The 17195-nt window shown below is 57.4% G+C and carries 17 protein-coding genes; 10 read left to right on the top strand and 7 right to left on the bottom strand.

All coding sequences use genetic code 11. The annotated features are described in order from the left end of the window. Window positions 1-146 precede the first annotated feature (146 nt). The 5 genes from ACLPGZ_RS01670 (at window position 147) to ACLPGZ_RS01650 (ending at window position 4608) form a co-directional block, all read left to right on the top strand. Complete coding sequence (locus ACLPGZ_RS01670) at window positions 147-953, top strand: thiazole synthase (RefSeq protein ID WP_060185327.1); 807 nt, start codon at window positions 147-149, stop codon at window positions 951-953. 7 nt (window positions 954-960) lie between these two features. After that, complete coding sequence (gene thiD, locus ACLPGZ_RS01665) at window positions 961-1779, top strand: bifunctional hydroxymethylpyrimidine kinase/phosphomethylpyrimidine kinase (protein WP_022983636.1); 819 nt, start codon at window positions 961-963, stop codon at window positions 1777-1779. Window positions 1780-1819: 40 nt separating this feature from the next. Then, on the top strand, window positions 1820-2515 hold the full coding sequence (locus tag ACLPGZ_RS01660) for a 5'-methylthioadenosine/adenosylhomocysteine nucleosidase (protein WP_088452023.1): 696 nt from the start codon (window positions 1820-1822) through the stop codon (window positions 2513-2515). A 74-nt stretch (window positions 2516-2589) separates the two neighbouring features. Next, window positions 2590-3270: a protein-L-isoaspartate O-methyltransferase family protein gene (locus ACLPGZ_RS01655; RefSeq protein ID WP_035270341.1), complete on the top strand. Its 681-nt coding sequence runs from the start codon at window positions 2590-2592 to the stop codon at window positions 3268-3270. 15 nt (window positions 3271-3285) lie between these two features. Then, window positions 3286-4608 (top strand): TolC family outer membrane protein, encoded by a 1323-nt coding sequence (locus ACLPGZ_RS01650; RefSeq protein WP_088452020.1) that lies wholly within the window; start codon window positions 3286-3288, stop codon window positions 4606-4608. Window positions 4609-4940: 332 nt separating this feature from the next. Here ACLPGZ_RS01650 and rfaE2 read toward each other — a convergent pair whose 3' ends face one another. The 6 genes from rfaE2 to ubiE all read right to left on the bottom strand — a co-directional run bounded on the left by rfaE2 (window position 4941) and on the right by ubiE (window position 10814). Continuing rightward, entirely contained in the window at window positions 4941-5423 is a 483-nt protein-coding gene (gene rfaE2, locus ACLPGZ_RS01645) for a D-glycero-beta-D-manno-heptose 1-phosphate adenylyltransferase (RefSeq protein WP_009458698.1), read from the bottom strand. Window position 5424: 1 nt separating this feature from the next. Next, window positions 5425-6294, bottom strand: a complete 870-nt coding sequence (locus ACLPGZ_RS01640) for a ferritin (protein ID WP_026484472.1) — start codon at window positions 6292-6294, stop codon at window positions 5425-5427. Between the two features lie 174 nt (window positions 6295-6468). Continuing rightward, window positions 6469-8025, bottom strand: a complete 1557-nt coding sequence (gene ubiB / locus ACLPGZ_RS01635) for a ubiquinone biosynthesis regulatory protein kinase UbiB (protein ID WP_429640956.1) — start codon at window positions 8023-8025, stop codon at window positions 6469-6471. A 2-nt stretch (window positions 8026-8027) separates the two neighbouring features. Then, on the bottom strand, window positions 8028-8657 hold the full coding sequence (locus ACLPGZ_RS01630; protein ID WP_026484474.1) for a ubiquinone biosynthesis accessory factor UbiJ: 630 nt from the start codon (window positions 8655-8657) through the stop codon (window positions 8028-8030). Window positions 8658-8837: 180 nt separating this feature from the next. Further along, on the bottom strand, window positions 8838-9830 hold the full coding sequence (locus tag ACLPGZ_RS01625; protein WP_026484475.1) for a Tim44 domain-containing protein: 993 nt from the start codon (window positions 9828-9830) through the stop codon (window positions 8838-8840). 213 nt (window positions 9831-10043) lie between these two features. Further along, the gene (gene ubiE, locus ACLPGZ_RS01620) at window positions 10044-10814 is read right to left on the bottom strand and encodes a bifunctional demethylmenaquinone methyltransferase/2-methoxy-6-polyprenyl-1,4-benzoquinol methylase UbiE (protein WP_026484476.1); all 771 of its coding nucleotides are present in this window, start codon (window positions 10812-10814) and stop codon (window positions 10044-10046) included. Window positions 10815-11071: 257 nt separating this feature from the next. Here ubiE and phoB point away from each other — a divergent pair, with 257 nt between their 5' ends. The 5 genes from phoB (at window position 11072) to ACLPGZ_RS01595 (ending at window position 15308) form a co-directional block, all read left to right on the top strand. Continuing rightward, a complete protein-coding gene (gene phoB / locus ACLPGZ_RS01615; RefSeq protein ID WP_035270329.1) occupies window positions 11072-11782 on the top strand; it encodes a phosphate regulon transcriptional regulator PhoB in 711 nt (236 codons plus the stop codon). A gap of 4 nt (window positions 11783-11786) precedes the next feature. After that, window positions 11787-13085, top strand: coding sequence for a phosphate regulon sensor histidine kinase PhoR (phoR, locus tag ACLPGZ_RS01610; RefSeq protein ID WP_009458690.1), 1299 nt, complete (start codon window positions 11787-11789; stop codon window positions 13083-13085). An 80-nt stretch (window positions 13086-13165) separates the two neighbouring features. Further along, on the top strand, window positions 13166-13597 hold the full coding sequence (locus ACLPGZ_RS01605) for a VOC family protein (protein ID WP_429640955.1): 432 nt from the start codon (window positions 13166-13168) through the stop codon (window positions 13595-13597). A gap of 2 nt (window positions 13598-13599) precedes the next feature. After that, entirely contained in the window at window positions 13600-14298 is a 699-nt protein-coding gene (gene pxpB / locus ACLPGZ_RS01600) for a 5-oxoprolinase subunit PxpB (RefSeq protein WP_083054717.1), read from the top strand. Then, window positions 14295-15308, top strand: a complete 1014-nt coding sequence (locus ACLPGZ_RS01595; protein WP_115634441.1) for a 5-oxoprolinase subunit C family protein — start codon at window positions 14295-14297, stop codon at window positions 15306-15308. The genes pxpB and ACLPGZ_RS01595 overlap by 4 nt, the downstream gene beginning before the upstream one ends. A gap of 279 nt (window positions 15309-15587) precedes the next feature. Here the strand turns inward: ACLPGZ_RS01595 and ilvA are convergent, their stop codons facing one another. Then, a complete protein-coding gene (gene ilvA, locus ACLPGZ_RS01590; RefSeq protein WP_035270321.1) occupies window positions 15588-17096 on the bottom strand; it encodes a threonine ammonia-lyase, biosynthetic in 1509 nt (502 codons plus the stop codon). Window positions 17097-17195 lie beyond the last annotated feature (99 nt).

Genomic DNA, 17195 nt, shown 5'->3' with positions numbered 1-17195 from the left:
GAGCCAAATCCCTACCGCACACCAGCAAGCCGGCATACGGGTTTTCCTGCGGGCACCGGCCAAATGGATTATTCTTGCAGTGTTTGCCCAGCAAAAAACCAATTCTTTATCCGTCAACAAAGACGGATGCGCAACAAAGCACCACCATGACCCAAACAGTGAACAACGATCCCTTTATCCTGGCCGGAACCAGCTACCAATCCCGGCTATTGGTAGGCACCGGTAAATACAAAGATTTTGATGAAACTCGTCAGGCTATTGAAGCCAGCGGCGCTGAAATTGTGACGGTGGCCATTCGCCGCACCAATATCGGCCAGAACGCCAACGAGCCCAATCTGCTCGATTACCTGCCCCCCTCCAAATACACCCTGCTGCCCAACACCGCGGGTTGCTATACCGCCGAGGACGCCGTGCGTACCTTGCGTCTGGCCCGCGAACTGCTGGACGGCCACAAACTGGTCAAACTGGAAGTGCTGGGCGACTCCGGCAATCTGTTCCCCAATATGCCCGAAACCTTGAAAGCCGCCAAAACCCTGGTGGATGAAGGCTTTGATGTGATGGTGTATTGCGCCGACGATCCTATCCAGGCCCGTATGCTGGAAGAGATTGGCTGTGTGGCCATCATGCCCTTGGCCTCCCTGATCGGTTCGGGCATGGGCATCATCAACCCCTGGAACCTGCGCCTGATCATCGATCAGAGCAAGGTGCCTGTGCTGGTCGATGCCGGTGTCGGTACAGCCTCGGATGCGGCTATTGCCATGGAACTGGGCTGTGATGGTGTCCTGATGAACACCGCGATTGCCGGTGCCCGCCAGCCTGTGATGATGGCCAGCGCCATGAACCTGGCTGTACAAGCCGGTCGTCAGGCTTATCTGGCTGGCCGTGTGCCCCGCAAATACTACGATGCCGACCCCAGCTCCCCCACCGAAGGCCTGATTCACTCCCGTACCTGATTGAGACATGATTCCCAACACGCTGACCATTGCCGGGGTTGACCCCTCCGGCGGCGCCGGTATTCTGGCTGATGTCAAAGCCATGAGCGCCCTGGGTGCTTATGCCACCGCTGTGATTGCCGCTTTGACGGCACAAAATACTCAAGGGGTAACCGGTATCAGCCCGGTTCCTGCCGACTTTGTGCGCCAGCAGATTGATACGCTGTTTGCCGATGTGCGCATTGATGGTGTCAAGATCGGCATGTTGGGCCAGGAGGCCGTCACCACCGTGGTGGCCGAGCGCATGGCTCACTTCAAACCCAGGCATCTGGTGCTGGACCCGGTCATGATCGCCAAAAGCGGCGATCATCTGCTGGAAAAGTCGGCCGTCCATGCCCTGCGTGAACAGTTAGTGCCCCAGTGCACCATGATCACGCCCAATCTGCCCGAAGCCGGTGTCCTGCTGGACGCCCGCCCGGTAGAAACCGTCAAGGAAATGCGTCAGGCTGCCGAGCGTCTGCGTCGCCTGATGAATCACAGCGATCAACGCTGGGTCTTCCTGAAAGGCGGTCACCTGCCCGGTTCGGACTGCATAGACCTGCTGCACGATGGCGACAAGATGATCGAAATGCCCGCCAAACGTATTGATACTGCCAATACGCACGGCACCGGCTGCACCTTGTCGGCTGCGCTGGCCGCCCTGCTACCCCAATACAGCAATGTGCCTGACGCTGCTCTGGCTGCCAAAAAGTACTTGTACGAAGCCATTGCCCGTTCGGGTGAACTGACAGTGGGCAGCGGACACGGTCCGGTGCATCACTTCCATAAACTGTGGCCATCGTCCTGATACGTGCCGTTTGATCGGGCCGCTTGAAGGCCCCTGTCTTATGTCTACACTTGGAATTATTGTCGCCATGCGCGAAGAGCTGGAGATTGTGCTGGAGCGCTTGCAAGAGCCCCAGACCATCCAGCGCGCCGGCATGGATTTTCATCGCGGCAGCTATCTGGGCAAGCCCGTTGTGGCCGTAGTTTGCGGCGTGGGCAAGGTCAACGCCGCCGCCTGCACCCAGATGCTGATCTCGGAATTTGCCGTGGGCAGCATTATCAATATCGGCATTGCGGGTGCGGTTGAACCCAACATCCGACCGGGCGATATCGTCATTGCCGATACCCTGGTCCAGCACGATGTGGAACTGAAAGCCCTGGGTCTGGCGCCGGGACAGGTTTTCCGTCTGGATACCTTCGATTTCCCCGCTGACCCCGCCCTGCTGACCGTGGCTCAAACCGCCGCCCAGCAGATCGAAGGCCACCAGGTCCATACGGGCCGAATTGTTACCGGCGACCAATTTATCGCATGTAACGATAAAATACAGTGGTTAAGCGCCACCTTCAACGCTTTAGCCTGCGAAATGGAAAGTGGCGCCATTGCCCAGGTGTGCTATCTGAACAAGGTACCTTTTGTCTGCATACGCAGTATTTCAGACAATGCCAACAGTGAAGCGCACATGGATTTTGATACCTTCTTGCCCATTGCCGTCAACAACGCCAGCACCTTGCTCCATGCAATGGTGCCGTCCTGCTAAGCCCAACTGCGCATCTTTATCGATGTGCTGGCTTATAATCGGCTCTTTGCCAAGCCTTTAGTTTTCTGGAAGCTATGAACCATTTTGCGCTGTCTGAACTCGAACGTGCCCGTTACTACATGGTGGAACAACAAATCCGTCCCTGGAACGTATCCGACGAAAAAGTGCTGCAAGCATTGGTCGAGGTCCAGCGCGAACGCTTTGTTCCCTCGTCCTTGCGCCCTTCGGCCTTTTCGGACACCGAGCTGCCACTGATCATCAATGCCGTGGACACGCACGAGACCATGCTCTCGCCCAAAGTCGAAGCCCGTCTGGCTCAAGAGCTGCTGCTGCAGCCTAGCGACGGTGTGCTCGAAATTGGTACCGGCTCGGGCTACCAGGCTGCTTTGCTGGCTCACCTGTCCCAACAAGTTACCTCCATCGAAATTGACAGCAAGCTGGCCGCTTTCGCCCAGGAAAACCTGCAGCGCAACAATGTGCGCAACGTCAAGGTTGAAGTGGGTGACGCACACGCAGGCTGGGGCACCACCGAATACGACGCCATTCTGGTCACCGGCTCCGTGCCCACCATTCCTGATGCTTTGAAGTACCAGCTCTGTATCGGCGGCCGTCTGGTTGTAGTGGTCGGTCAAAACCCGGTCATGACGGCTGTACGTATTACTCGCACCAGCGCGGCCAGCTTCGAGACGACCCCCCTGTTCGACACCTGGATCAAACCTTTGCGCGGCACCGCCGTTTCGCAATTCCGCTTTTAAGCACATATGCGGTTCATGACTCCCTTGCGCCTGGCATTGCTTTCGCTGCTTGCCTTAAGTAGCACCGCCCAGTCGCAAGATCTGCTGCAGGCCTGGAACCAGGCCCTGGCACATGAACCGCAGTTTGGCGCTGCGCAAGCTGCGCATCAAGCCGATCAGGAACAAGTACCCCAAAGCCGGGCACAACTGTTGCCACAGATCAGCGCCATCGGCACAGCCGAACTGCAGGAGCGTCGTCAAACCAGCAAGCTGTCCAATCAGCATTCCAGTGACCGAGCTGCCTGGACCTTGACGCTGAGCCAACCCGTGTACAACCGTAATGCCTGGGCCCGTTACGAACGTGCCCAATTACTGGCGCAGGGTGCGGATATTCAGCTGACGCTGGATCGGCAGGATTTGATGCTGCGCGTCAGCCAAAGCTATTTTGATGTGCTGGCTGCGCAAGATACGCTGTCCACCCTGAAAGCCCAGCAAGCCGCCATTGACGAGCAATTGCGCGCTGCTGATCAGAACTTTCAACTGGGCGGCACCACGATTACCGATACCTACGAAGCCAAATCGCGCCTGGACCTGACCCGGGCTGGCGTCTTGCAGGCTGAAAATGCCTTGCAAGTGGCTCAGGACAAGCTGGCTGCGCTGACGCTGGAGCGTTATGACACGCTGGCGCGCCTGCGCGAGCCTTTGCGTCTTCCCGCCCCGCAGCCTGCGAATTTGCAAGACTGGCTGGATCAGTCCAGCCAATCCGGCTTGACCGTGGCACTGGCTGATATCAAGGCCCGTGCTGCCGAAGAGCAGTTGAAAAGCACCCAGGCCCTGCACGAGCCCACCCTGGCTCTGAAAGCCCAAACCGGCAGCGGTAGCGACCAGACTCTGTTTGGCCAAGCGGGCGGTGGCCCACGTTCGCTGAACAGCGCTCTGGGTCTGGAGTTAAGCATCCCGATTTTCCGTGGTGGTGAAACCAGCTCGCAAGTACGCGAACAAAGCTCGCGCCTGCAACAGGCCCGCTACGATCATCAGTTCGCTATTCAGCAATCCATCCAGCAGACGCGCCAGTACTTCTCTGGCGTCACCACAGGCCTGGTCCGTGTGCAGGCACTGGAAGCAGCCACCAAATCCAGTCAGGATGCCCTGGAGGCCAACAAACTGGCTTACGAGGTCGGTGTACGTGTAAACATCGATGTACTCAATGCCCAGCAGCAGTTGTACGAAGCGCAACGTAGCTTGGCCCAAGCGCGTTACGAAGTTCTGATGAACAGCCTGCGCCTGAAAGCAGCCAGCGGCACCTTGAACGAAAACGACCTGCGTGCTGTCAACGATCTGCTTGAACCGGCATCCTGAAGCCTGCGCTGGCAAAAAATACAGACTAGGCACCGCAATCTGGCCTTTAAAGCGAGACCTCTCCAGCCAGATTTAATATCTCCGAAATATGCTCAATATCTGCCTCTGAGGCAGACACGCCAAGCAAACCAGATCAAGCACGAGGGTCACATCAAACCTTGTTCAGTCACTGACAGTGGCATCAGCAACCCAGTCTGGCTTGGGCCCAATGCCCCGGCATATCTCAAACGCCAAGCAATCCTGGGCATCAGCAGAACCTCGAGCTCACGACTTAGAAGCAAAAAAAATCCCGGACCAAGCCGGGATTCAACACATCAATTTGTCCTGCGCTTTTAGTCGCGCAGCTTCTTGACCAGTGCTGTCGTGGAACGCTGGAACTCGAAGGGAATTGCGACAGCATCACCACCCCAGCTACGCACCAAGGCCGTTTCAGGCAAGGCTTCCATATCGTAGTCGCCACCCTTGACGATCAGGTCCGGGCGCAGTGCTGCGATCAAGGCTTCAGGCGTGTCCTCGTCAAACAGGACCACCGCATCCACGCAGGCCAATGCAGCCAGCAAGGCGGCGCGATCCTGCTCGGGATTGATGGGACGCTCCGGCCCCTTGTTCAGACGGCGCACCGAGGCATCGGTATTCACACCGACAATCAGCGAGGCACCCAATTGGGCAGCCTCGTCCAGGTAGCTGACATGCCCACGGTGCAAGATATCAAACACACCGTTGGTAAAGACCAGCGGGCGCGCCAGGCGCCCCTGCTCCACCGCTTCACGCAAGGCGTCCAGACCCATCACCTTGGCCTCGAAACGTGCGCTCATATCAAGCCTGCACCAGCGTCGAATCAGAGCCGACCTGACGTGCCAGATCCTTGCGGTAGCGGTTCAGTTCCTGCACGGTCTCGAACGAGCTCCCCATCAGCAGCGACATATTGTGCAAGATGCGCGAGCTGACCTTGTGCTCCCATTCCTTGTCGAAACGAATCTGCGTATCCAGCCAGTTTTCCAACCAACCGGGCGATGGCAGCTTGGACTGCACGGTATCTTCCGGGAACATGGCTTTGTTCACGTGCAAGTTGGTGGGATGCAGCGCCTGAGCGGTGCGATGGGCCGAAGCCATCAGAACGCCAATCTTGGAGAAAGCCAGACGGGCTTGCAGGCCAAATTCCTGGCCCTTGTGCACCAGGGCACGCTTCATGTAGCGCAAGTAAGCACCGGCGTGACGAGCCTCGTCCTGAGCCACGATCTTGTAGATGGCCTTGATCACCGGCTCGGTATGCCAGTCGGCAGCACGGCGGTACCAGTGGTTCAGGCGCACTTCGCCGCAAAAGTGCAGCATCAGCGTTTCCATGGCCGGGGCCGGATCGAAGTCAAAACGCACCTTGTGCAGTTCTTCTTCGGTAGGCATCAGCTCGGGGCGGAAACGGCGCAGGTATTCGATCAGAACCAGCGAGTGCTTTTGTTCTTCAAAGAACCACACGGACATAAAAGCGCAAAAATCGCTGTCATCTTTATTGTCACGCAGGAACATTTCGGTAGCAGGCAAGGCTGCCCACTCGGTAATGGCGTTCATTTTGATGGTGTAGGCTTGCTCGTCTGTAAGCTTGCTGCCATCAAAGTCATCCCACGGTATGTCATGCGCAAAATTCCAGCGCACCGCTTCCATGGATTTAAATAAGTCATGGTAAAGCATAACGATTCCTAAAAAGAATCAAGCGGTTCCTTGAGGGCGGCCATTCACCGTCCGGAAGGCGCCGGAAAGCGCCAGCTTAGCAATCAGCTGGCGGACCTGCGTCTATCGTAGAACCTGCAGTTATCAGAAATATGTCAGCCACAAAAAAACTGACGCGTTGCGGGGTCGTCACACTTATCGCCCCACCAAAGCCCAGATGGCCACCCCGACCGCAACCGCCAATACAGCACATAAGACAGTCAATAATCGGTTGGTCTGCTGCTGCGACTGGCGCAGCAGCTTGAGTTCCTGGTTCAACGCCTGCCCTGTCTCTGGCCTATTCAAAGCGGAATACACCAGACGCGGAAGCTGCGGCATGATCTGGGCCCACTGCCCTGCTTCCTGTTTCAAACGCGAATAAAAGCCCGATGGACCAATACGCTGGTACATCCACTTTTCCAGATAAGGTTTGGCGGTATCCCACAGATCCAGCTCCGGATCCAGATCCCGCCCCATCCCTTCCACATTCAGAAGGGTTTTCTGCAGCAGCACCAGCTGCGGCTGAATTTCTACATTGAACCGGCGCGAGGTCTGGAACAGGCGCAACAGCACTTGCCCCAGCGAGATCTCGGACAAGGGCCGATCAAAATACGGTTCACATACCGCGCGTACCGAGCCTTCCAGCTCCTCTTCACGGGTTTCAGGTGGCACCCAGCCGGACTCGATGTGCAATTGAGCCACCCGGCGGTAATCGCGCCGGAAAAAAGCCAGGAAGTTTTGCGCCAGATAGTTTTTGTCGAACTCGGACAGCGAACCCACAATGCCAAAGTCCAGGGCAATATAACGGCCCAAGCTCTCCGGTGCATCCGAGACATAAATATTGCCGGGGTGCATGTCAGCATGGAAAAAACCGTCAGTAAACACCTGGGTGAAGAAAATCTCCACCCCTTTGCGGGCCAGATCCTTCAAATCCACATTGGCGGCGCGCAGGCGATCGATCTGGTTGACCGGGATGCCCTTCATGCGGTCCATGGTGAACACGGTCGAGGCGCAATAGTCCCAATGCACTTCAGGCACGATCAAAAGCTGGGTACGCTCTACATCTTTGGTGAAGTTGCGGCGTAGCTGACTGCAGTTGGAGGCTTCGCGTATCAGGTCCAGCTCGTCGTTCAGGTACTTGTCGAACTCGGCCACCACTTCGCGCGGTTTCAGGCGACGGGCATCCGGGCCCAGCCGTTCCATGAACGCAGCCAGCACGCGCATCAGACGCAAGTCTTTATGGATGACCTCACGCATGCCAGGGCGCAACACCTTCACGGCTACTTCGCGGCCATTATGCAGCTCGGCAAAGTGAACCTGCGCAATCGACGCCGAAGCGATGGGTTCGCGATCAAACTTCTGGAACAGCTCGTAAGGCGAAGCACCCAGGGCCTTCTGAATTGTGGCTTCCGCCACCTCCGAAGGGAATGGCGGCACGCGGTCCTGCAGCAACGCCAGTTGCTCGGCAATATCCAGCGGGATCAAATCCCGGCGAGTGGAGAGCACCTGGCCGAATTTAACGAAGATGGGCCCCAGACTTTCCAGGGCCAGCCGTAAACGTACGCCACGTGGCAGCTTGGGTTTGCGACCCAGGCGCACAATGCGCAACATACGTGATGCCCAAGGGTGGCGGATGCTCGATAGCACCAGCTCGTCCAGGCGATAACGGAATACAACCAGCAAAATGGTCAGCAGACGACACAAGGAGAACATGCTCAGGACTCCCGCCGACGCGCGTCAAGACGTTTCAAACGCTGGTCCAGTTCGTCCAGGCGTTGGACCAAACCAGCCGATTGCTCGCGCATCCGTTCCAGTTCGGGGCGGGTAACCAGCAAGGCGCTTTCTTCAGTCAGGTATTCGCTGGCATTACCTGCCAGACGCTGGCCCAGATCCCTTAACCCGGAAAAGGCCCGGCGCGCCCCGCTGAACAGGCGCACCGCCATGACATCACCCACGATTTTGGCCAGATCGTGTTCGGCATCCCAGCGCAGATTGGCCGCCAGGTCCGACACCAGATTGGCCAGCCCGGCCTCGCCTTGCACATGCATTAACTGGGCGACACGGCTGAAATCGCCGTCTTGAAGGATTTGTGGCAGTTCAGGCAGCTTGTCCTGAGGCAGTGTCAACGTGACATCCGGCACGACGGCAGGATGGCCTTGCTCCAGCTTTCCTTGAGAGCTGATGGTGTAGACCAGTTGCAAACGGCCCACAATCAGCGACACGGTTTTACCTGCATGGCTGCGCAAACGCTCACGCGCCCAATCCTCGCGATCAAGCAAGGCATTGAGCAAACGCACGCCCACGGCGCCAGGTTCTAGGAATGAAGGGATACCAAGCATGTCCATGCAAGTCTACTGCCGGGGCGAGTAAACCAGTCCAATTAAAACAGCCAGTTTAACCCGACACAGACACGGCCGGATGTACAGGGCGACAGGAACACGGGCAGATGGGATCACAGCGAAACGGGTGCGCTCATAACAGAACAGCCGCCTGGGTAAGAAGGCGGCTGTCTGTATAGATAGAGATCAAGCGTTGGGGTCAACCGGGATCTGCTGAATACCAGCCAGCAGCCAGCCTGCGCCGTCGGCCTTGAACAGATTCCAGACTTCCTCAAAGCGGAAAGCCTCTGCACCCACTTCTTCACGCAGCATACCGGAGTAGCGCACGCTGGCCAGGTGGCCGTCGGCTACTTTTTCGATACCCAGCAGTTCTGCATTGAGCAGTACCACTTGAGTCACGTTCTCGCCTTGGCGCTGAGCGATTTGAGGAGCGGCTTCCTTGAGCAGGTCGTCGGTCAGGAAGGTACGCAGTTGTTCCACGTCGCCCTTGTCCCACAGTTTCTGGATTTCCACGAACTGGGTCTTGGCATTGGCCAGGAACGTAGGCGTGTCAAAATCACCGGGGATGAACCAGCTTTCGTCTACTGGCGGCGCTGGAACAGCGGCGGCAGCAGCGGGCTGAGCAGCTGGAGCGGCAGCAGGCATAGGTGCTGGCGCAGCTTGGGGCTGCTTCCATGGGCTAGGAGCAGGATCAGCATTGCGCATCATGGACTGACCACCGGCTTGTTGCATGGCAGGACGAGCAGCCGAGCCACGCAGACGACGCACGATGAACAGAACGGCGAAGATCACCAGACCGATCAACAAGAGGCTGGACATCATTTCCAGGAAAGCACCGCCCAGACCCATGCTGGACAGCAAGGCGGCAATACCCAGACCAGCGGCGATGCCGGCGATCGGGCCCAGGAAGCGGGACATGCCCGACTTGGCAGCAGTACCAGCCGCAGCCGTACCGGCAGCAGCGGCACCCGCAGCAGGCGTAGCCGAGCGAGTCGCGTTATTCGCTGCAGCAGGAGGCGTCGCTGCCGAGCGGTTGCTGGTGATGTTGGAGGATTGGCGGCCAAAACTGGAGCCACCACCCATGCGTCGTGCTTCCGCATCATAAGAAACGGTCAGCAAGGCGCCGGTGCTAAAAGCCAATACAGCGGCCATGAAATAACGAGAAAGCCGTCCAGACATAGTCACAAACTCCTGACCAGAACAAGCGTTTAACACACAGGGTTTTGACGCCCCCGGCCATGCCATCCCAGTCGATTATTCAAGAAAACTTACGATAAGCTGAACATTAACATGACAAGTTCTCATGCACCATGTTTTTTTTACCGTTCATTACAGACAAAAAACGAACGGCACCAGAAGGTGCCGCTGTATATAGAGAGGGAACGCCCGGCATCAATCCAGGCGGATGCCTTCATGCAGCGCGGCCACGCCGGCTGTCAGATTGAAATACTGCACGCGCTCCAGGCCCACTTCGCGCATCATGTCGGCCAGGGTTTCCTGATCGGGGTGCATGCGAATGGATTCAGCCAGATAGCGGTAGCTTTCCTCGTCCTTGGCCACAAACTTGCCAATACGGGGCAGGATATTGAAGGAATACCAGTCATACGGGGCCTGCAAGGGCTTGGCCACGCGGGAAAACTCCAGCACCAGCAACTTGCCGCCCGGACGCAACACCCGCTTCATTTCAGCCAGTGCGCGATCCTTGTGCGTCATATTGCGCAAGCCAAAGGCCACCGAGACGCGATCAAAATAGCCGTCAGGAAAAGGCAGGTGCTCGGCATCACAGACCGTAACGGGCGTGATGATGCCCTTGTCCTGCAAACGATCACGACCCACGCGCAGCATGGAGCTATTGATATCGGTATGCCAGACCTCACCGTCCGCACCGGCCTGACGCGCAAAAGTCTTGGTCAAATCACCCGTACCCGCGGCAATATCCAGCACTTTCATGCCGGGACGCACTGCTGCGCGACCGATCGTGAAGGCTTTCCAGATACGGTGCAGGCCGCCCGACATCAGATCGTTCATAATGTCGTAGTTGTTAGCCACCGAATGAAAAACTTGAGCTACTTTGCCCGCTTTTTCGTTTTCGGCCACGGTTTGAAAACCGAAGTGCGTATCGGCGTTCTGGGCGGAGGAGGTTTGAGGACGCTGTTTTTCCATAGTGCATAATCGTAACGCAGATTTCCCGGTACAGAAACGAAAATCCGGCTCGCTGAGTGCTCCCCTTTTTTACACGTTCACAAACCTGAAACATTAACGCCATATGATGGCGCTATTACGTGCAGTCAGGGATTTGAAGCGCCTGCCGTATTGCCCTTGAGCCGCCTGATGGCAACAGCAGGCCCCGCGCCCAAGCACAATACAGACAGCCAGCCTGACCCTCTATTATTTTTTATCGGACCAGTCTGAAGCTAACAATGAGTACAAGCATATTAGTCGTGGAAGATGAGCCTGCGATCCAGGAACTGATCTCTGTCAATCTGTCTTTTGCCGGCCATAAAGTGCTGCGCGCCTTCGATGCCGAACAAGCCCAGATCCTCATTCGCGCGGAACTGCCAGATTTGATTCTGGTGGACTGGATGCTGCCCGGCTCCTCGGGCATCAATCTGGCCCGCAAACTGCGCTCGGACGAACGTACCCGTCATATTCCGGTCATCATGCTGACCGCCAAAGGCTCGGAACAGGACAAGGTCGATGGCCTGGAAGCCGGTGCGGACGATTACATCACCAAGCCTTTCTCGCCCAAAGAACTGATTGCCCGCATCAAGGCCGTGTTGCGCCGCCGCGCTCCCCAGCTAACTGACGATGTGATCTCCATTGGCAACCTGCAGCTGGACCCCAGCACGCACCGTCTGTCCAGCCAGGGCATGGCGCTGACCATCGGGCCTACCGAGTTCCGTCTGCTGCATTTTTTCATGACGCACACCGAACGCGTATTCACCCGCTCCCAGTTGCTGGACCAGGTGTGGGGCGACCATGTATTTGTGGAAGAACGTACGGTAGACGTGCACATTCGTCGCTTGCGCAAGGCGCTGGAACCGAGCGGACACGACAAACATATTGAAACGATTCGTGGCTCGGGCTATCGTTTTGCCCTTTCCCCACTGGAAAAGGCGCCGACCGCCTGATCCCATGTTCAGCATATTTACGTCTATTGTTATCTGGGCCCTGTTGGGCAGCTTGATCGGCTGGTGGCTAGGGCCATTCACCGGTCTGGCCTTGTTTTGTGGTGGCCTGTTATTGCTGGTTGTCATCAGCACCCTGCAGCTTTCCCGCGTTGAACGCTGGACCCGCAACCTGAATGATCCTCCGCCCCCCGCGGTTGGCCCCTGGGATGCCATTCTGGCTCCCATCTACCGCCAACTGCGCCGTGATCGCCAAGAAATTCAGGATCTGAATCGTTACGTAGACGGCATCATGATGGCCGCCGAGGCCCTGCCCGACGGTGCCATTACCCTGAATGGGGAGATGGAACTGCAATGGTGCAACCAGACCGCCTGTGAGCACATAGGCCTGAATCTGGCCACGGACCGCCATCACAGCATCTTCAATATCCTGCGCGAACCCGAGTTTTCTCGTTACGCCCGTCAGCCTCAATGGGATGGACCTTTGCTGCTGCATCTGAGCAAAGACGGACGTGAGCGCTCCTTGCTGCTGCAATTAACCCCTTATGGACTGGGCCAGTTCCTGATCGTGACGCGTGATGTCACCCAGGTGGAAATGCTGGAGACCACCCGCAAGGACTTTGTGGCCAATGTCTCCCATGAACTGCGCACACCACTTACCGTCTTGCTGGGTTTTCTGGAAACCCTGCAGGACATGCCGCCCGAAAGCCTGCCTTTGGAACAGCGTCAACGCTACGAGCAGATGATGCTGGAGCAGACCCGCCACATGCAGTCGATTGTGTCCGACTTGCTGACCTTATCCACGCTGGAATCCTCACCCACAGTGGAAGGGGAGACAGTACAGGTCAGCCAGTTGATTGAAAGCGCGCTGAAACAAGGCGAGGCTATTTCTGGCGGCCAGCATAGCTTTGTCACAGATCTGGACCCTCGCATTGCCATTCAGGGCATGGAAACCGAACTGAGCTCGGCTGTCTCCAACCTGATTACCAACGCGGTGCGCTATACCCCCAAGGATGGCACCATCACCGTGCGCTGGTATCTGAATGACAATGGCGAGGCCTGTTATTCGGTGCAAGACACGGGCATCGGTATTGCCGCCCAGGATATTCCCCGCCTGACCGAACGCTTTTACCGCGTAGACAAGGGCCGTTCCCGCTCCACTGGCGGTACGGGTCTGGGCCTGGCCATCACCAAACACATCATCGTGCGACATAACGCCGACCTACAAATCCAGAGCCGTCTGGGTGTGGGCAGCGTGTTTATGTTGCGTTTCCCCAAGAGCCGGGTTCGACTCCAGGACAGCTAGAACATGTGGGGCCATATTGGCCCTACAATAAACGGCTCTGAAGACCACGTTGGCGGCCTTATGCCGCACAGGAGCCAAGCATGTCCCATACCAACGAGCTGCGCCCTTTCCACCTGGCTTTTCCGGTCCATGATCTGGCCGTTGCACGCCAGTTCTACGGACAGACACTGGGCTGTCCCGAAGGCCGATCCTCGGATCAGTGGATTGACTTCAACTTCTACGGCCACCAGATCGTGGCCCACCTGGCCCCTTCAGAGTGTGGCAGCAACGCCACTAGCGCGGTGGATGCCCATAATGTGCCAGTGCGCCACTTTGGCGTCGTGCTGGACATGGCCACCTGGCAGACCCTGGCTGACAAGCTGGTGGCCGCTGGCACCAAATTCGTTATCGAACCTTATATCCGTTTCAAGGGCGAGCCCGGCGAACAGGCCACCATGTTCTTCATGGACCCTTCGGGCAACGCCCTGGAGTTCAAGGCCTTCAACAGCCTGGATTCGCTTTTCGCCAAATAAAGATGCACAAATCCTGGCAACTTAACGAGCAAGGCGACCGCTGTCTGCTAGTGCAGTTCAGCGGCCCGCTTTCTCTGGACACCGGCTTGCGCTGTACCCGCGCCGCCCGCTTGCTGCGCGACCACGCCCCCGCCTGTGTCCGTGATCTGGTCCCCAGCTTTACCGCAGTCGCCATCCACTTTTACCCGGATGGAAGCAGCGACCAGCTTGCCCGTTTGCACGACTATGTTCACCAAGCCCTGGCCGAACTAGATGCCAGCCAGGACCAGGCCGCTCCTGGCGCACTGGTGGATGTTCCCGTGTGCTACGGTGGCCTCTTCGGTCCGGACCTGCCTGCCATTGCCGAGCAATTGGGGCTAAGCCAGGAACAAGTCATCGAACTGCACAGCAGCCAGGTGCAACTGGTATTCATGGTGGGCTTTGCCCCCGGCGCTCCCTATATGGGCATCTTGCCCGAGCAACTGAATGTGCCGCGCCGCGCCACACCCCGCACTGTATTGCCTAAAGGCTCGGTGGCCATTGCCAACCAGCAAACCATTATTTACCCCAACGAATCTCCCGGCGGCTGGCATCTGATTGGCCGCTCGCCGGTTAATTTATTCGATGCCCGGCGCTCGCCCGCCGCCCTGCTCGCCCCCGGCGACCAAGTGCGCTTTGTGCCTCTGCCTCACGAGCAGTTTGATCACTGGACACCCGCATGACGGTGCATATCCTCAAACCAGGCATGATGAGCAGCCTGCAAGACCGAGGCCGTTATGGACATCAGCACCTGGGGGTTTCGCCCAGCGGTGCCATGGACGAACGTGCCCACCGACTGGCCCATTTGCTGGCAGGCAATGCCGCAGAGCAGGATCTGGCCAGCCTGGAAATCACGGTGCAAGGCCCCAGCCTGCGCTTTGCAGAACCCGCCCTGTTTGTCCTGACGGGTGCGGACATGAACGCCAGCCTGGACGGCCAGCCCGTGGCGGTCCTGCGCCCTACTCTGGCGCGTGCCGGACAAACCCTGACGATGCAGTCCGCCAAACCCGGCCAAGGTGCCCGTAGCTACCTGTCTGTTTACGGCGGTTTTCAGGTCGAATCCCTGCTGAGCAGTCAAAGCACCCACATGCGCGTTGGCCTGGGTGGTTTTGAAGGCCGCGCCTTGAAGAAAGACGACCAGATCGCATTGGCTCGACCACTACCCAATGACGAAACGACCTTGAACAGTCTGCAAGCCGAGCTGGATGAGCTGCGCATTTACATGCCCGCCGCCCTGGCCCTGGCTCCACGGGAACGCCTGCGCGTCATGCTGGATCAGGCCGATTTGTTTACCGACGAATCGCTGGAATTGTTCCAAAGCCAAAGCTACCGCATCAGCCCAGCGTCAGAGCGCATGGGCTATCGCCTGGAAGGCCAGCCCTTGCAGCGCAAGTCGCCAAAAGAACTGCTGTCCGCCCCCACCTGCTTTGGAACAATCCAGGTCCCCAACGATGGTCAGCCCATTGTGTTGATGGCGGACCGGCAAACCACCGGCGGTTATCCGCGTATCGGACAAGTCGCCAGCGTGGATCTGGCTCAAGTTGCCCAGCGCTTGCCCGGTCAGAATCTGAGCTTTGAAGTGGTGACGGTAGAACAGGCCCATGCACTGGCTGCCCGTCAGGAGCAGGCTTTTGCACGTCTGAATGACAGCCTGGAACCTTTGCGGCAGGCTCTAAAACAGTGTGTGGCATAGAGTGTGTTAAGACACCACCGTACTAACGGGCATCTGGCCTTATCGCACATTCGTATGGCCAAACGGCCCATCAGGCCGCAAAGGCAGTAAGGCGGCTTGAACCAATCCCCCATGACGAACTCAGGAGCAGACACCCACTGCTCTTGGCTCCCAGACTCAATACGGCTCCAACGACAGCCACCACATTCAAGCCCCAATAAAAAACACCTCGCTTTTCCAAGCGAGGTGTTTTCATTTGGTCTGACGCAAGACAGCGAATGCCGTGCGCCGTCCATAGACTTACAAAAACAGCTTGTAAGCCGGGTTATCCGTTTCGTCCCAGTGCGGGTAACCCAGATTGCCCAGGAAAGCCTTGAATTCCTTTTTATCGGAAGGCGGCACCTGGATTCCAATCAGAATACGACCGTAGTCATCACCCTGATTCCGGTAGTGGAACAAGCTGATATTCCAGTCCTGGTTCATGCTGGACAGGAATTTACGCAAAGCACCGGGGCGCTCTGGAAACTCGAACCGCAGCAGGACTTCGTCCGTAGCCTGGCTGGACACTCCACCCACCATATGACGCACATGGGTCTTGGCCAGTTCGTTGCCCGTCAGGTTCAAGGTACCAAAGCCTTTCTTGACGAAACGCTCTTCCAGCTTTTCGATCTCCGCTTCCGAGGAAATCGACATACCCACAAAGACATGCGCCTTTTCAGGATTGGACATGCGGTAGTTGAACTCCGTCACCGAGCGGGTGCCCAGGGCATCGCACAGGCGGCGGAAGCTGCCTTTTGCCTCGGGGATCGTCAGGGCGAACAAAGCTTCACGAGCCTGCCCCACATCCGCACGGTCCGCCACCATGCGCATACGGTCAAAGTTCATGTTCGCGCCGGACGTAACCGCAATCAGGGTCTTGTTCTTGAGCTTGTTTTGAGCAGCGTAGCGCTTGGCACCCGCCAAAGCCAAGGCACCCGCCGGTTCCAGCACGCTACGCGAATCCTGGAACACATCTTTGATAGCCGCACAAATCGCGTCCGTATCCACGATGACAAAATCATCCACATACTGACGCACCAGACGGAAAGTTTCGGAGCCCACCTGCTTGACGGCAGTACCGTCAGAGAACAGGCCCACGTCTGACAAATTCACACGACGACCGGCCTTGATACTGCGCACCATGGCACAGGAATCTTCGGTCTGCACGCCGATCACTTTGATTTCAGGACGCAAGGACTTGATGTATGTGGCTACGCCCGCTGCCAGACCACCACCGCCAATCGCGACAAAGACCGCTTCAATCGGGCCGGGGTGCTGTTGCAGAATTTCCATGGCCACCGTACCCTGCCCGGCGATCACATCAGGATCGTCAAAAGGGTGCACAAAGGTCAGGCCTTCGTTCTTTTGCAGTTCCAGAGCGTGCTGGTAGGAATCCGAATAGCTCTCGCCCACCAGGACCACTTCGCCGCCCAGATTACGTACACCATCAATTTTCACTTGCGGGGTGGTGGTTGGCATGACGATAACGGCACGGCAACCCAGCTTGCGCGCTGCCATGGCCACGCCTTGCGCGTGGTTACCCGCCGAAGCGGCCAATACACCCCGTTTTAATTCCGCGGCCGACAGATTGGCCATCTTGTTATAGGCACCGCGCAGCTTGAAGCTAAAAACAGGTTGATAGTCTTCGCGCTTGAGCAGGACCGTGTTACTAATTCGTGCCGATACCTGGGGAGCGGGTTCAAGTGGTGTTTCGATGGCAACATCGTACACTTTCGAGGTCAGAATGCGCTTTAGGTAATCGTTCGACATGACTCAGCTTTTAATAACAACCGGTTTTGCCACCAAGGCCAGCCGCAGGCCCCTGCCTGAGACCGCTCACCGGAAAAGAAAAACAGAATACCATAGGCG

The sequence above is a fragment of the Alcaligenes sp. Me129 genome (assembly GCF_050487245.1).
GTDB classification, from domain to species: Bacteria; Pseudomonadota; Gammaproteobacteria; order Burkholderiales; family Burkholderiaceae_B; genus Alcaligenes; species Alcaligenes phenolicus.
Note: the sequence above shows the minus strand (reverse complement) of the source record. Positions and strands in the feature narration are given on the sequence as shown.

What these genes read in the sequence shown, in the direction of transcription:
- phoR (WP_009458690.1), top strand. Translation starts at nt 11,787, where the DNA reads ATGTTCAGCATATTTACGTCTATTGTTATCTGGGCCCTGTTGGGCAGC.
- phoB (WP_035270329.1), top strand. Translation starts at nt 11,072, where the DNA reads ATGAGTACAAGCATATTAGTCGTGGAAGATGAGCCTGCGATCCAGGAA.
- ACLPGZ_RS01595 (WP_115634441.1), top strand. Translation starts at nt 14,295, where the DNA reads ATGACGGTGCATATCCTCAAACCAGGCATGATGAGCAGCCTGCAAGAC.
- thiD (WP_022983636.1), top strand. Translation starts at nt 961, where the DNA reads ATGATTCCCAACACGCTGACCATTGCCGGGGTTGACCCCTCCGGCGGC.
- ACLPGZ_RS01660 (WP_088452023.1), top strand. Translation starts at nt 1,820, where the DNA reads ATGTCTACACTTGGAATTATTGTCGCCATGCGCGAAGAGCTGGAGATT.
- ubiB (WP_429640956.1), bottom strand. Translation starts at nt 8,025, where the DNA reads ATGTTCTCCTTGTGTCGTCTGCTGACCATTTTGCTGGTTGTATTCCGT.
- ACLPGZ_RS01625 (WP_026484475.1), bottom strand. Translation starts at nt 9,830, where the DNA reads ATGTCTGGACGGCTTTCTCGTTATTTCATGGCCGCTGTATTGGCTTTT.
- ACLPGZ_RS01650 (WP_088452020.1), top strand. Translation starts at nt 3,286, where the DNA reads ATGACTCCCTTGCGCCTGGCATTGCTTTCGCTGCTTGCCTTAAGTAGC.
- ACLPGZ_RS01605 (WP_429640955.1), top strand. Translation starts at nt 13,166, where the DNA reads ATGTCCCATACCAACGAGCTGCGCCCTTTCCACCTGGCTTTTCCGGTC.
- ilvA (WP_035270321.1), bottom strand. Translation starts at nt 17,096, where the DNA reads ATGTCGAACGATTACCTAAAGCGCATTCTGACCTCGAAAGTGTACGAT.
- ubiE (WP_026484476.1), bottom strand. Translation starts at nt 10,814, where the DNA reads ATGGAAAAACAGCGTCCTCAAACCTCCTCCGCCCAGAACGCCGATACG.
- rfaE2 (WP_009458698.1), bottom strand. Translation starts at nt 5,423, where the DNA reads ATGAGCGCACGTTTCGAGGCCAAGGTGATGGGTCTGGACGCCTTGCGT.
- ACLPGZ_RS01655 (WP_035270341.1), top strand. Translation starts at nt 2,590, where the DNA reads ATGAACCATTTTGCGCTGTCTGAACTCGAACGTGCCCGTTACTACATG.
- ACLPGZ_RS01640 (WP_026484472.1), bottom strand. Translation starts at nt 6,294, where the DNA reads ATGCTTTACCATGACTTATTTAAATCCATGGAAGCGGTGCGCTGGAAT.
- pxpB (WP_083054717.1), top strand. Translation starts at nt 13,600, where the DNA reads ATGCACAAATCCTGGCAACTTAACGAGCAAGGCGACCGCTGTCTGCTA.
- ACLPGZ_RS01630 (WP_026484474.1), bottom strand. Translation starts at nt 8,657, where the DNA reads ATGGACATGCTTGGTATCCCTTCATTCCTAGAACCTGGCGCCGTGGGC.
- ACLPGZ_RS01670 (WP_060185327.1), top strand. Translation starts at nt 147, where the DNA reads ATGACCCAAACAGTGAACAACGATCCCTTTATCCTGGCCGGAACCAGC.